Source organism: Stenotrophomonas capsici, assembly GCF_034961085.1.
Taxonomy (GTDB): domain Bacteria; phylum Pseudomonadota; class Gammaproteobacteria; order Xanthomonadales; family Xanthomonadaceae; genus Stenotrophomonas; species Stenotrophomonas capsici.
This window is the reverse complement of sequence record NZ_JAYFUH010000069.1, coordinates 1-13,110: the sequence shown is the minus strand read 5'-3', so window position 1 is coordinate 13,110 and position 13,110 is coordinate 1. Positions and strand designations below refer to the sequence as shown.

The following is a 13,110-nucleotide window of genomic DNA, read 5'->3' as shown; positions in this document are numbered from 1 at the left end:
CGATGAAAGGCTGGAATAGTGATGATCGGCCAGCATCAAGCTCAGGCGCGCAAGGTGCATCACATAGGGGTTGTCCAGCCATCGACGGTCTCGATCGGGCAGTGCCTGAAGCCCTCCGGCGACACGGGCGGCCTGGCGTCGCCATTGCTTGTCGACCACGGGCAAGGGAGCGGCCGCTTGCCAGTACGGCAGCGCCTCCGCGTCGGTATGTGCTTGTGGAAGCTCATTCCACGTATGCCTGACCAGTGCCAGGGGCTCCTTGAGCCAGCGCTCATCCCAGTGGCTGGCACGCTGCCCAAGCCATTGCTGCGTCCCTTCGGCATTGAATGAGGGAATGACGGGGAGACGATGGTGGCTGACCACCAGCCAGGCCACCGCAGCTGCCAGCGGCGGAAGTTGCGGGAATGGACAGTCCTGGCGTGCGTCGAGTCCATCGCGCTGGTAGCGGCCGGGGGCCAACCATTCCTGATCGTCACCATTTTCGCCCTCCGCCAGGCGCTGCAGCCAACCGGCGTCGTCATCGTCACCAACGAAGGCCTGGAACATTCGCAGCGACACCCATTCGTGCCGGTACAGGTTGCGCTCCATCCGCTGCCCACGCAGGCGTTGCTGGAAGGCCGTGCTGGCCTTTCCCAGGTCGTGCAGCAGTGCGGCCAGCTGGGCCAGCAGTCGGATGGGTTGTGCGGTGTGCCAATCGTTTTCGTCGCCGGCGCGCAGGATGTTGCGTCGGGTGGTGTTGGTGGGGGCCGCACCGTCGGCGTTGAAGCGGCGGGCATCGCCCACCACCCATAGGAGCTCGCTGTGATCGCGTCCGCGTATCCAGTGGCAGGCGACGGCGGTGTTCTTGCGTGCCGTCCTGCGCAGCAACCGTCGCAGCGTGTCGAGCCCGTCCTGGGTGATGGCGGTCTGCCATGTGCGGTCGCCGCGCCGTTCAGCGAACTGGTCGAGGATGCGCCGTGTTTCAGACAGCGCCCGCTTTTCGCATTGCGAAACCAGCAGGATGTTCAACGTTTCACCCGTGTGGCTGTCGTGGTGGCGATGGCCTTGAGGCTGTCGATGATGAAATCCAGTGATTCACTGCGGGTCATTGCCTCGATGCAGTAGCGGCGGAATGCCTGCTCATCATCGCCGCGCATTGCCGAAAGAAAGGCATGGGGAAGGATGCAGGCGTCCTTGACCAGGTCGGCGGCGTCGAACACCAGGCCGCCACGACGTGTCTTCCCATGCAGCACCGCAAGGCCGTGCGGCAGTCCCAGCACCCAGCAGGCGGTGGCTCCCAGGCCGTAGGCGAGGTAGTTGCCATGGTCCAGGAAGCGATTGGCCGGATCGGTGCCGGTACCGCCTTTGGCACGACTGAAAGTGCCGTAGCCGACGGTGTCCACGGCGAGCTTGAACAGGGCTTTGCTCAGGCGGGCTTCTTCCGTCAGCAGGGCGGTGGTGTCCTGCGCAACTTCGATGGTGCATCGAGAAGACTGCAGCAGGGCATCCAGCTGCGCGGTATCGACCGCGAAGCCGGCCTCGCGCAATGCGCGTTGTTGCCACTGCAACGACAACCGTTGCAGACGCAGTTGCTGCAACTGTTTGGCAGCCACCAGCCGAAGGTCGTCATCGAACCAGAACTTCACCCAGGCCTGGAGGTACTCGGTGGGCCGGTACTCGCTCTGCGGCGAGAACCAGGCGATGTCGACATCGATCTCATTGGCGCTGAAGAGCGGGGTACCACCGCCGCCGCAGAAGCCGACCAGTACCCCGGCCCGGGCCAGTTCGCGCATCGCTGCCTGGGTGACGGAGGTTCCGGTGCCCAGCAATACCGTTGTGGTGTTGGCGATGGGGATGTTCCAGTACAGCGACTGTTTCCCAGCGTCGGTGACGTACTCGACGCGACCACCGTTGACCAGCACCCGGCAGTGCTGCAGGTAGTAGATGTTGGCCCGCTTTGAATGCAGGATTGTCTTCAGGTCTGAAGACGGCAACTGTTCCATGTTGTCCCCCGGATTGACGCAGTCATGGTGCCCATGGCTGTGTCGCATATGGCGAGACTGTAGCGGGTAAGGTGGCCGGGAGGTGAACCGGGCGGCTGGAAGGCAACCCCTCCCCAGCCCTCCCCTTGGCTGCGCCAAAGGGAGGGAGCGGAACGCGGCCATCCACGGTCAGTACGTCGTGGCCGGTCCTTGGTGCTGCGGGAGGCAGCGGGGGAGGAGGGGCGCAACGCCCCTCAAGCCACCTTGCCGCGCCGTGCCCGTTCCAGGTGTACCAGCAGCAGCGAGATCGCTGCCGGGGTCATGCCCGGGATGCGCTGTGCCTGGCCGATGGTCTGCGGGCGCACGCATTCGAGCTTCTGCAATGCTTCGGCGGACAGGCCGCGCACGGAGCCGAAGTCGAAGCCTTCGGCGATCACGGTGTTCTCGTGGCGCTGCTGGCGCTCGATCTCCTCGCGCTGGCGATCCAGGTAACCGGCGTACTTGACGCTGATCTCCACCTGCTCGGCCACACGCGCGTCGGCCACGCCCGGGCCCAGCGAGGGCACCCGCATCAGCTTGGCGTAGTCCAGTTCCGGGCGCTTGATCAGGTCCAGCACGTTGGTTTCGCGGCTCACCGCCACGCCGGTGGCCTGCGCCACTTCGCGGCCCAGTGCATTGGCCGGCGTCGCCCACAGGGCGCGCAGGCGCGCGCTTTCGTTGCTCACCGCTTCCTGCTTGGCCTGGAACGCCGACCAGCGACGCGCATCGACCAGGCCCAGCTCGCGGCCGGTCGGGGTCAGGCGTACATCGGCGTTGTCCTCGCGCAGCTGCAGCCGGTATTCGGCGCGGCTGGTGAACATGCGGTACGGCTCGCTGGTGCCGTGGGTGATCAGGTCATCCACCAGCACGCCGATGTAAGCCTCGTCGCGGCGCGGGCACCAGCCGTCGCGGCCCTGCACGAACAGCGCGGCGTTGATGCCGGCCAGCAGGCCCTGCGCGCCGGCTTCCTCGTAGCCGGTGGTGCCGTTGATCTGCCCGGCGAAGAAAAGGCCGGCGACCTGGCGGGTCTCCAGCGTGTTCTTCAGCCCGCGCGGGTCGAAGAAGTCGTACTCGATGGCGTAGCCGGGGCGGGTGATGTGCGCGTTCTCGAAGCCGCGGATGCTGCGCACCAGCTCCAGCTGCACGTCGAACGGCAGCGAGGTGGAGATGCCGTTGGGGTAGATCTCCACCACGTCCAGCCCCTCGGGCTCGACGAAGATCTGGTGGCTGTCCTTCTCGGCGAAGCGCACCACCTTGTCCTCGATGGAGGGGCAGTAGCGCGGGCCGATGCCCTCGATCTGGCCGCTGTACAGCGGTGAGCGGTGCAGCGCGTTGCGGATGATCTCGTGGGTGCGCTCGCTGGTGTGGGTGATCCAGCAGCTGACCTGGCGCGGATGCTCGCGCACGTCGCCCAGGTAGGACATCACCGGCAGTGGGTCATCGCCGGGCTGTTCCTCCATCACGCTGTAATCCAGCGAGCGACCGTCGATGCGCGGCGGCGTGCCGGTCTTCAATCGGTCGATGGCGAACGGACGCTCGCGCAGGCGCGCGGCCAGCGTGGTGGCCGGCGGGTCGCCCATGCGGCCGGCGGTGTACTGGGTCTCGCCGATGTGGATCTTGCCGGCCAGGAAGGTGCCGGCGGTCAGCACCACGGCGGCGGCATGGAAGGTCAGCCCGGTCTGGGTGATGGCGCCGCGCACGGCGTCGCCTTCGATCACCAGGTCGTCCACCGCCGCCTGGAACACGGTCAGGTTGGGCTGCGACTCGACGATGCCGCGGATCGCCATGCGGTACAGGTTGCGGTCGGCCTGGCAGCGGGTGGCGCGCACGGCCGGGCCCTTGGAGGCATTGAGGGTGCGCCACTGGATGCCGGCGCGGTCGGCGGCATGCGCCATGGCACCGCCCAGGGCGTCGATCTCCTTGACCAGGTGGCCCTTGCCGATGCCGCCGATGGCCGGGTTGCAGCTCATCGCGCCGACGGTCTCCACGTTGTGGGTCAGCAGCAGGGTGCGGGCGCCGCCGCGGGCCGCGGCCAGTGCGGCCTCGGTGCCGGCGTGGCCGCCGCCGATGACGATGACGTCGTAACGGTAGAAGGAGTCGCTCATGGGCGTGAGATTGGTCGAGAAGTGTGAAGTCCGTTGCCGGGTATGCCTCCGGTGCCAGGGCGGCCCGGTTGCTGATTTTACCGCCAACGAAAATTCTTGAGACGAAGGCCTAAAGTTGGCACGCAACCTGCAGCTAATACATTGCACCCAGCGTGGCATGCGACACAGGCGCAACAAGGTCGGAATTGGAACAGGGGCCGACCGAAGCGCACGTTGGGGTAGCAGGGGCCGGTAGTCGGGGGACTACCGGCTCTGGTATCCGACAATGCCTTGCAAGGCATTGAAAGCAGCAAGGCAGTAAAGACGAAGCCCCGGCCTAGGCCGGGGCTTCGTCTTTTTTAGGCGCCGATGCCCGACAGGGCCGGAACAGGGGGGATCCAGATTTCCTGGCGGACATCGACATTGAAGCGGTTGGGCGGGACCGGTTTAGGTCAGTTTGCGACGCAACCGGTCACCCGTGGGACAAAGGATGCCTGCATTTTCCGCAAATGCAACCTTTTTATCTCTCCACATTCCTGACTTCGCGCGGAAGACGGTTCTGTGACGGCTGTCGGGCAGGCATCGGCCGGGACTGCATGGCCTGGGCACGCGGCACCGCGCGTGGCTCGGTCATCGCGCGGGGCTGCGGACGCTGCAGGCGGTCCATGTCCCGCCAGGGCGACTTGCTGCCACCGCCGTTGGCCGGCGGCATCGGACGGGTCGGCGGGTTGGGGCGGTTGTCACCCGGACGCGGCGGACGCGGACGGTTGTCGCCATGGCCATGGCCGTTGCCCGGCGGGGGCGGCCGGTGGCTGTGCGGCGGACGCTGCGGGTACGGGCGGTAGTACGGGCGATAGACCGGGTAGCCACCCCCGTAGTAGCCGCTGCCGTAACCGTAATAGCCGGAGCCATAGCCGCCGTAGGCACCGTAAGGGTAGCCATACGGATAGCTGTACTGCACCGACGGCGAGCCATGGTAGTAGCCGCCACCGCTGCCGCCGACGTAGTCATACGTGGCGCAGCCGGACAGGGCCAGCAACAGGCCGGTGGAAACAATCAGGCGCTTGATCATGTGTCGTCCCCCCCAATGGGTATGGCGCCAGCTTCGTGCTGGTGGATTGAATCGGCCCTTAATCGGTACCGATTTGGCTGAACACATTCCATGCGCGAATGAGATGGTCCAAGGCAGCGAGCCTACGCTAACCTTCCACCATGAACGAACATTCCTTGCCCGGGTTCGCTGACGTACTGGCCGCCGCGGCGCGTATCGCATCGCACGCGACGGTCACGCCGGTACTGCGTTCGCGCGAGCTGGACGGGCTGGCCGGTGCAAGCCTGCACTTCAAGGGCGAGCACCTGCAGCGCGGGGGCGCATTCAAGTTCCGCGGCGCCTGCAATGCGGTGTGGTCGCTGGATGCCGAGCAGGCGCAGCGTGGCGTGGTCACCCATTCTTCCGGCAACCACGGGGCCGCGCTGGCACTGGCGGCACGTTCGCGAGGCATTCCCTGCCACGTGGTGGTGCCCGAGGGCGCGGTGGCGACCAAGCTGGCCAACATCGTGCGCAATGGCGCCACGTTGTGGCGCTGCGCGCCGAACCAGGCCGCGCGCGAGGTCGAATGCGCGCGCGTGCAGCGCGAGACCGGGGCGACGCTGGTGCACCCGTATGCCGATGCCAAGGTGATCGCCGGGCAGGGCACGGCGGCGTTGGAGCTGGTGCGGCAGGCCGGGGCGACGCTGGACGTGCTGGTGGTGCCGGTGGGCGGCGGCGGGCTGGCCGCGGGGACGTTGTTGGCCCTGCAGCAACTGCTGCCCGACTGCGCGCTGGTGCTGGCCGAGCCGGCCGGTGCCGCCGATACCGCGCGTTCTCTGGCCGCCGGCGAACGACTGCTGGACTTCGTGCCGGACACGGTCTGCGATGGCCTGCGCGGCGCGCTGGGCGCACCGAATTTCGAACTGCTCAACCAGCGCGCCGAGGTGATCACCGTCGATGACGTGGACACCGTGACCGCGATGCGGCGGGTCTGGCAGGTGATGAAGCAGGTGGTCGAGCCGTCATCGGCGATCACCCTGGCCGCGGTGCTGGCACAGCCGGAGCGTTTCGCCGGCCGCAACGTGGGGTTGATCTTCAGCGGCGGCAACGTGGATCTGGATGCGTTGCCGTGGGGGAAGGAATGAGCAGCAAGGGACGCACCGGCCTGGTGGGTTGGTTGTGGCGGTTCGGGGTGTTGCTGGCGTTGTGGTTGCTGGGCGTGGCGGCATGGATCATCTGGGTGGGTGACCGCGACCAGGCCGCGCCGGCCGACGCGATCATCGTGCTGGGCGCGGCGGCGTATGACGCCAAGCCTTCGCCGGTGTTCGAGGAGCGCATCCGCCACGGGCTGGACCTGTACCGGCAGGGCTATGCGCCCAAGCTGATCTTCACCGGTGGGTTCGGCGGCTCACGCGCGCGCTTCTCCGAATCGCAGGTGGCGCGCCGCTACGCGCTCAAGCAGAAGATCCCGGCCGAGGACATCCTGATCGAGACCCGCTCGCGGACCACCCGGCAGAACCTGGTCGAGGCGCGCCGGGTGATGGCGCAGAACGACATGCACCGGGTGATCGTGGTCAGCGACCCGCTGCACATGGCGCGCGCGCTGCGCCTGTCGCACGAACTGGGCATCGACGCGTTGGCCTCCTCCACGCCGAGCACGCGCTTCCGCAGCTTCCACACCAGCTGGCGCTTCCTGGCGCAGGAAATCTATTTCTTCCACCGCGACCTGTTCGTCAAGGGCGCCTGAGGCGCGACGGCGGCGCACGACACGCAGGGGTTCTGCATGAGCAACGACGATACTTCCCGCCAGCAGGCGATCGCGCTGGTGCGCGGCTACTACGATGCCTTCAACCGCGGCGATTGGGCCGGCATGCTGGAACGGCTGTCCGACGACCTGGCGCATGACCTGAACCAGGGCGCGCGTGAGGTCGGTCGCCAGGCATTTGCCGTTTTCCTGCAACGCATGGAAGCCAGCTACCGCGAGCAGCTGCGCGATGTGGTGGTGATGGCGAGCGAGGATGGCCTGCGTGTGGCGGCCGAGTACGTGGTGCATGGCCAGTACCACCACACCGACGACGGCCTGCCGCCGGCGCAGGGGCAGCGCTATGTGCTGCCGGGCGGTGCGTTCTTCGACGTGCGTGATGGGCGGATCAGCCGCGTGAGCAACTACTACAACCTGCAGGACTGGATCACGCAGGTCAGCGCCTGATCCGGCGCTGAGGCGGTATCGGCTTCGCGGCCGGGGCCGCTCCTGCGCGATGCCGCCTTGCGCGCGGGGCCGCGCCTACGGTTTGCGGCGGATCGGGATGGCCGAGACCGGCACGGCGGCGACATCGTGGCCATGTTCGCGGATGGGGGCGCCCGGTTCCGGTGCCCAGGCATGGGCGTAGATGACTTCCCAGCTGCTGGGCAGCTTGCCGTCGGCGCCGCGCAGCGGCTCATAGGCCTGGCTGGCGGCGGCGAAGCGGCTGCGGCCGGTCAGCGTGTGGCGGCGGTTGCTCATCGCGTTGGTCGCGCCAATCGCCTTGAGCTCGCGCATCAGCGCCGGCAGGTCGTCGTAGGTCAGGGTGAACAGGTCGCGGTCCAGCACCGGGTCGCGGAAGCCGGCCATCATCAGCGCATCACCGAACTGGGCGATCTGCACGAAGCGGCTGACGTGCGCGGTGTCGTCGGCCTGTGCGAAGGCATCGCGCAGTTCCACCAGCGTGTCCGGGCCGAAGGTGGAGCACACCAGCAGGCCGCCGGGCTTGAGCACGCGTCGGAAGCCGGCGAACACCGCCGGCAGGTCTTCCACCCACTGCAGGCACAGGTTGCTGAAGATCACGTCCACGCTGTTGTCGGCCAGCGGCAGGGCGCGCGCGTCGGCACACACCCGCGAGAACGGGCGCCACCAGCCGGCCTGCTGCTTTGCCTCGACCAGCATCGGCAGGGCCAGGTCCAGCGCGATCACCTGCGCCTTGGGCCAGCGCTTCTTCATCACCGCGGTGGCATGGGCCGGACCGCTGCCCACGTCCAGCACCACCTGCGGTTGCTTGTCGGCCAGGTAGTCCAGTGATTCCAGCAGCCGCTTGGCCACCTCCTGCTGCAGTGCCGCCGCGGCATGGTAGCTGGAGGCGGCGCGCGAGAAGGCGCGGCGGACGTGCTTGGGATCGAACAGGGAAGACATGGCGGGTACGTCGGTAAGGTCGGGAGTCAGAAAGTGCCGGGGTAGGCGCCGCCGTCGATCAGCAGGTTCTGCCCGGTGATGTAGCCGGCATGCACGCTGCACAAAAACGCGCAGGTGGCACCGAATTCGTCGGCATTGCCGAAGCGGCCGGCGGGGATGCTGCCCTGGCGGCGCGCGGATACGTCCGCCAGCGGCTGCCCTTGCTTGTCCGCGCTGGCCTGCAGGATGCCGCGCAGGCGGTCGGTGTCGAAGGCGCCGGGCAGCAGGTTGTTGACGGTGACATTGCGGGCCAGGTGGGTGCGGGCGATGCCGGCGATGAAACCGGTCAGGCCCGAGCGTGCGCCGTTGGACAGGCCGAGCACGTCGATGGGGGCCTTCACCGAGCTGGAGGTGATGTTGACCACGCGCCCGTAGCCGCGCGCGGCCATCGCATCGACGGTGGCGCGGATCAGTTCGATCGGGGTGAGCATGTTGGCGTCCAGCGCGGCCAGCCAGGTGTCCCGGTCCCAGTCACGGAAATCCCCGGCGGGTGGGCCGCCGGCGTTGGTGACCAGGATGTCGACCTGCGGGCACGCCGCCAGCGCCGTGGCACGGCCCTGCGCGGTAGTGATGTCGGTGGCGACGGTGACCACCTGCGCGGCACCGGGCAGGGCGCGCAGGTCCGCTGCAGCCGCTTCCAGTGCGTCGGCACCGCGCGCAACGATGACCACGTTGACGCCTTCGGCCGCCAATGCGCGTGCGCAACCCAGGCCAAGGCCTTTGCTGGCACCACAGACCAGGGCCCAGCGGCCGGCGATTCCAAGATCCATGCTTATTCCTCGTGCGACGCGGGGAGCGACATGATCGGACAAATGCTCACGCGCAGCCTGCAACGAAGTGTTGCAGCAGCCCGGCGACCTGGTCGGCGTGGCCCAGGAACGGCGCGTGGCCGCCGCCTTCGATGGTGTGCGCGGCGTGCAGCCCGTCCGGCGCCAGTGCGGCTGCGGCGTGCATCGCGCGCGCCGGCACCAGCCGGTCGCGCTGGCCGCCGATCCACAGCCCCGGCTTGCGCAGGCTGGGCAGGGCACCGCGCAGGTCGCTGCGTTCGAGCAGGGCCAGCCCCTCCTGCAGTGCGCGCGGTGCAGGCTCGCCACGGGCGACGAGCGCTTCGCGCAGGGTGCGCAGCTCGCTGCGGCCGTGCTGCGAGCCCATCACGTCCAGCGCGAGGAAGCGCTCCAGCGTGCCGCGGTAGTCCTGTTCCAGGTCACGGCCGAACTGTTCGAACACGCTGGCCTGGACCGCATCGGGCCAGTCTTCGCCACGCACGAAGCGTGGCGTGGCGGCCAGCATGGCCAGGCCGCGCACCTGCGGCAGGGTGGCGGCGGCATGCAGGGCCACCAGCCCGCCCAGCGACCAGCCGCACCACACCGCGGGCGGGGTGGCGGCGGCGATGGCGTTGACCAGGTAAGGCAGGCGCAGCGGCGTGGCGTCGTCACGGCTGTGGCCATGGCCGGGCAGGTCGACCAGGTGCAGCTGGAAATACGGCGCCAGCCGCTCGACCAGCGGTGCGAAGATGCCGCCATGCAACGCCCAGCCGTGGATCAGGACCAGTGCCGGTCCGCTGCCGGTGACTTCGATATGCATGGGGCGTACAACCTGCTCAGGCGCCGACGGTGTTCAATGATTTCTGGTACAGCACCAGGTCGCGGGCCTTGGCGATGGCTTCCAGCAGCGCCTTGACCTGGTCCACGGTGTGCAGCGCCGACAGCGTCACGCGCAGCCGCGCCTTGCCTTCGGGCACGGTCGGCGGGCGGATCGCGCTGACCAGGAAGCCGGATTGTTCCAGCGTCGCCGACAGTGCCATCACCGTGGCCTCGTCGCCGCACAGCAGCGGCTGGATCGGGGTTTCCGACGGCATCAGCTCCAGTCCGTGGCGGCGCGCGCCCTCACGGAAGGTGGCGATCAGCTCGGTGAGCTTGTCGCGGCGCCAGTGGTCGCGGCGCGCCAGCTTGACCGCCGCCAGCGAGGCGGCGGCCTGCGCCGGTGGCAGCGCGGTGGTGTAGATGTACGGGCGCGCGGTCTCGGCCAGGTGCTGGATCAGCGCATCCTCGCCCAGCACCACCGCACCGTGGCCGCCGAGCGCCTTGCCCAGCGTGGCCAGCTGCAGCGGCACTTCGTTCACGCCCAGCCCGGCGTCGGCCACGCAGCCGCGGCCGTGTTCGCCGACCACGCCGATGCCATGTGCGTCGTCGACGTAGAACAGGGCTTCCTGCATGCGCGCCACCAGCGCCAGCGAGCGCAGCGGGGCGATGTCGCCATCCATGCTGAAGACGCCGTCGCTGATCAGCATGGCGGCGCCGTCGGCGGCGTTCTTGAGCTGGCGCATCGCGCCTTCGCTGTCCAGGTGCGGGTAGCGGCGCAGCCGGCAACCGGCCAAGCGGGTGGCGTCGAGCAGGCTGGCGTGGTTGAGCCGGTCCTGCACGCAGACGTCGGTCTCCTCGCTCAACAGCGCCTGTTGCACGGCCAGGTTGGCCATGAAGCCGCTGTCGAACAGCAGCGCACGCGGGTAGCCGAGCCAGTCGGCCATTTCCCGTTCCAGCTGCTGGTGCAGGCTGTGGTGGCCGCAGACCAGGTGCGAGGCGGTGCTGCCCACGCCCTCGCGCGAGGCCGCGTCCTGCAGCGCGGCGATGACCTCGAACTGTTGGGCCAGGCCGAGGTAATCGTTGCTGCAGAAGCCGGTCAGCCAGCGGCCATCGACCTCCAGGCGCACGCCATCACGCCGGCCGACGGTGCGGCGGGTGCGGATGCGGCTCTGCGCGAGACGCAGCTTGCGCTGGTCCTGAATGCGGTCGTGGATGTCGGGACGGGCCATGGCATCGGTTCATGGTCGGACGGCCGGTTAGCGTAACCGGTTGCCCGCGAGAATTCCCGGAGGCGGTCGCCAGCCGGGGCTCAGGCGCCGTGGGCGCAGGCCGGGGCGATGTCCAGGTGCACCGTGCCGGGGTGGTCGTGGTCGTCCGCGTCCACGCTCACCTGCATCGGCCGGATGCCGAGGCGGGCGAACAGGGCCTGGTCGCGCTCGGTGTCCGGGTTGCCGGTGGTCAGCAGCTTCTCGCCGTAGAAGATGGAGTTGGCACCGGCCAGGAAGCACAGCGCCTGCAGTTCATCACTCATGCTCTCGCGGCCGGCCGACAGGCGCACCATCGAGCGCGGCATGGCGATGCGGGCCACGGCGATCATGCGTACGAACTCGAACGGGTCCAGTTCGGCACTGCCGTGCAACGGGGTGCCGGCCACCTGCACCAGCCGGTTGATCGGCACCGAATCCGGGTGCGCCGGCAGGTTGGCCAGCGCCAGCAGCAGGCCGGCGCGGTGCTCGCGGGTCTCGCCCATGCCGACGATGCCGCCGCAGCAGGTCTTCAGGCCGGCGTTGCGCACGTGTTCCAGCGTGTCCAGGCGGTCCTGGTACTGGCGGGTATGGATGATCGAGTCGTAATAGTCCGGCGCGGTGTCCAGGTTGTGGTTGTAGTAGTCCAGCCCGGCGTCCTTCAGTGCCTGTGCCTGGTGGCCTTCCAGCATGCCCAGGGTGGCGCAGGTCTCCAAGCCAAGCGCCTTCACTTCCTGGATCATCGCCGCGACCTTCGGAATGTCACGGTCCTTGGGCGAGCGCCAGGCCGCGCCCATGCAGAAGCGCGAGGCGCCGGCCTGCTTGGCGGCACGGGCGCGGGCGACCACGCTGTCGGTGTCCATCAGCTTCTGCGCGTCCACGCCGGTGTCGTAGCGTTGCGCCTGCGGGCAGTAGGCGCAGTCTTCCGGGCAGCCGCCGGTCTTGACCGACAGCAGCGTGGAGACCTGCACCTCGGCCGGGTCGAAATGGGCGCGGTGCACGCTGGCGGCCCGGTGTAGCAGTTCGGGGAACGGCAGCTCGAACAGGGCCAGCAGCTCTTCGCGTTTCCAGTCGTGGCGGATGACAGCGGACATCGGTGTTACCTGACGGTGGTGACTACAGAAGCGGCGCAGTCTGGTGAGCATGCGCGAAGCTGTCAACCTGAACATGATATCGATGGTTTACAGGATGGTCGGAGGGCTGTCCCGCGGGGTGTTCCCGCCGCAGTGCCTGGTGTGCGGCGAGGCCGGTGCCGGCGGGCGCGATCTGTGCCGCGCCTGCGCCGGGGACCTGCCGTGGCAGGGCGCGGCCTGCCTGCGTTGCGCGCTGCCCCTGTCGGCCGGTGACGCCGGGCAGGTCTGCGGGTTCTGCCGGCAGCAGCGGCCGGTGCTGGAGCAGGTGCACGCGGCATTCCTGTACGCCAGCCCGGTCGATGGGCTGCTGCGGCGCTTCAAGTTCCATCGCGACCTGCCGGCCGGCCGCCTGCTGGCCGGGTTGATGGCCGAGCGGTTGTCCGGCGTGGCGGGGCCACAGGCGCTGCTGCCGGTACCGCTGCACCGTGCGCGGCTGCGCCAGCGCGGCTATGACCAGGCACGCGAGCTGGCCCGGCCCCTGGCCCGGGCGCTGGGCATCCCGCTCTGCGATGGCCTGCGCCGGACGCGCGCGACCATGCCGCAGTCGGAGCTGGATGCCGACCAGCGCCGGCGCAACCTGCGCGCGGCCTTCCTCGCCAGGCCGGGCTTGCCGGTGCACGTGGCATTGCTGGATGACGTGATGACCACCGGCACCACGCTGCAGGCGGCGGCGCTTGCCCTGCGCCGTGCCGGCGTGACCCGGGTGGACGCCTGGGTCTGCGCGCGGGTGCCGTGATCGCGCCATGACAGCGCCGGTGGCATAAAGTCAGTGCCGAGGGGGTATCAACTTTCGTGCATCACATGAGGAGATGGCTATGGGCGGTTCCCCGG

Annotated in this window: 13 protein-coding genes; 4 read left to right on the top strand and 9 right to left on the bottom strand. The window is 68.7% G+C overall.

The genetic code is table 11. The features are described from left to right. The 4 genes from VA603_RS06155 to VA603_RS06140 all read right to left on the bottom strand — a co-directional run. Window positions 1–1,008 (bottom strand): CRISPR-associated endonuclease Cas3'' (locus VA603_RS06155; protein ID WP_323438257.1); only part of this gene is annotated, 1,008 nt, incomplete at its 3' end. Then, complete coding sequence (gene cas1f, locus VA603_RS06150; RefSeq protein ID WP_323438256.1) at window positions 1,005–1,982, bottom strand: type I-F CRISPR-associated endonuclease Cas1f; 978 nt, start codon at window positions 1,980–1,982, stop codon at window positions 1,005–1,007. The genes VA603_RS06155 and cas1f, both read right to left, overlap by 4 nt. 233 nt (window positions 1,983–2,215) lie before the next feature. Further along, a complete protein-coding gene (gene mnmG / locus VA603_RS06145) occupies window positions 2,216–4,105 on the bottom strand; it encodes a tRNA uridine-5-carboxymethylaminomethyl(34) synthesis enzyme MnmG (RefSeq protein WP_323438255.1) in 1,890 nt (629 codons plus the stop codon). 499 nt (window positions 4,106–4,604) lie between these two features. Then, window positions 4,605–5,156, bottom strand: a complete 552-nt coding sequence (locus tag VA603_RS06140) for a hypothetical protein (protein WP_323438254.1) — start codon at window positions 5,154–5,156, stop codon at window positions 4,605–4,607. Window positions 5,157–5,296: 140 nt separating this feature from the next. Between VA603_RS06140 and VA603_RS06135 the strand changes: the two genes are divergently transcribed. Genes VA603_RS06135 through VA603_RS06125 form a run of 3 tightly spaced genes read left to right on the top strand, consistent with a single transcriptional unit; the run spans window position 5,297 to window position 7,323 of the window. Beyond that, complete coding sequence (locus VA603_RS06135) at window positions 5,297–6,259, top strand: pyridoxal-phosphate dependent enzyme (RefSeq protein ID WP_132862416.1); 963 nt, start codon at window positions 5,297–5,299, stop codon at window positions 6,257–6,259. Then, window positions 6,244–6,861, top strand: coding sequence for a YdcF family protein (locus VA603_RS06130; protein WP_165931091.1), 618 nt, complete (start codon window positions 6,244–6,246; stop codon window positions 6,859–6,861). Before VA603_RS06135 ends, VA603_RS06130 begins: the two co-directional genes overlap by 16 nt. Window positions 6,862–6,897: 36 nt before the next feature. Beyond that, a complete protein-coding gene (locus VA603_RS06125; RefSeq protein ID WP_323438253.1) occupies window positions 6,898–7,323 on the top strand; it encodes a ketosteroid isomerase-related protein in 426 nt (141 codons plus the stop codon). A 75-nt stretch (window positions 7,324–7,398) separates the two neighbouring features. Here the strand turns inward: VA603_RS06125 and bioC are convergent, their stop codons facing one another. From bioC to bioB, 5 genes are all read right to left on the bottom strand, one after another. Continuing rightward, window positions 7,399–8,280, bottom strand: a complete 882-nt coding sequence (gene bioC / locus VA603_RS06120) for a malonyl-ACP O-methyltransferase BioC (protein WP_323438252.1) — start codon at window positions 8,278–8,280, stop codon at window positions 7,399–7,401. Between the two features lie 26 nt (window positions 8,281–8,306). Next, the gene (locus VA603_RS06115) at window positions 8,307–9,089 is read right to left on the bottom strand and encodes an SDR family oxidoreductase (RefSeq protein WP_323438251.1); all 783 of its coding nucleotides are present in this window, start codon (window positions 9,087–9,089) and stop codon (window positions 8,307–8,309) included. Window positions 9,090–9,135: 46 nt separating this feature from the next. After that, window positions 9,136–9,903: a pimeloyl-ACP methyl ester esterase BioH gene (gene bioH / locus VA603_RS06110; RefSeq protein WP_323438250.1), complete on the bottom strand. Its 768-nt coding sequence runs from the start codon at window positions 9,901–9,903 to the stop codon at window positions 9,136–9,138. 16 nt (window positions 9,904–9,919) lie between these two features. Continuing rightward, complete coding sequence (gene bioF / locus VA603_RS06105; protein WP_323438249.1) at window positions 9,920–11,131, bottom strand: 8-amino-7-oxononanoate synthase; 1,212 nt, start codon at window positions 11,129–11,131, stop codon at window positions 9,920–9,922. Between the two features lie 80 nt (window positions 11,132–11,211). Beyond that, the gene (gene bioB, locus VA603_RS06100; protein WP_132862423.1) at window positions 11,212–12,240 is read right to left on the bottom strand and encodes a biotin synthase BioB; all 1,029 of its coding nucleotides are present in this window, start codon (window positions 12,238–12,240) and stop codon (window positions 11,212–11,214) included. 49 nt (window positions 12,241–12,289) lie between these two features. On the opposite strand from bioB, the gene VA603_RS06095 reads away from it, so the two are divergent. Beyond that, window positions 12,290–13,015 carry a ComF family protein gene (locus VA603_RS06095; RefSeq protein WP_323438248.1) on the top strand — a complete coding sequence of 242 codons (726 nt, stop codon included), beginning with the start codon at window positions 12,290–12,292 and terminating at the stop codon, window positions 13,013–13,015. Window positions 13,016–13,110 lie beyond the last annotated feature (95 nt).

Coding starts and splice junctions, on each gene's coding strand:
- cas1f (WP_323438256.1), bottom strand. CDS start 1,982: ATGGAACAGTTGCCGTCTTCAGACCTGAAGACAATCCTGCATTCAAAG.
- mnmG (WP_323438255.1), bottom strand. CDS start 4,105: ATGAGCGACTCCTTCTACCGTTACGACGTCATCGTCATCGGCGGCGGC.
- VA603_RS06140 (WP_323438254.1), bottom strand. CDS start 5,156: ATGATCAAGCGCCTGATTGTTTCCACCGGCCTGTTGCTGGCCCTGTCC.
- VA603_RS06135 (WP_132862416.1), top strand. CDS start 5,297: ATGAACGAACATTCCTTGCCCGGGTTCGCTGACGTACTGGCCGCCGCG.
- VA603_RS06125 (WP_323438253.1), top strand. CDS start 6,898: ATGAGCAACGACGATACTTCCCGCCAGCAGGCGATCGCGCTGGTGCGC.
- bioC (WP_323438252.1), bottom strand. CDS start 8,280: ATGTCTTCCCTGTTCGATCCCAAGCACGTCCGCCGCGCCTTCTCGCGC.
- VA603_RS06115 (WP_323438251.1), bottom strand. CDS start 9,089: ATGGATCTTGGAATCGCCGGCCGCTGGGCCCTGGTCTGTGGTGCCAGC.
- bioH (WP_323438250.1), bottom strand. CDS start 9,903: ATGCATATCGAAGTCACCGGCAGCGGACCGGCACTGGTCCTGATCCAC.
- bioF (WP_323438249.1), bottom strand. CDS start 11,131: ATGGCCCGTCCCGACATCCACGACCGCATTCAGGACCAGCGCAAGCTG.
- bioB (WP_132862423.1), bottom strand. CDS start 12,240: ATGTCCGCTGTCATCCGCCACGACTGGAAACGCGAAGAGCTGCTGGCC.
- VA603_RS06095 (WP_323438248.1), top strand. CDS start 12,290: ATGCGCGAAGCTGTCAACCTGAACATGATATCGATGGTTTACAGGATG.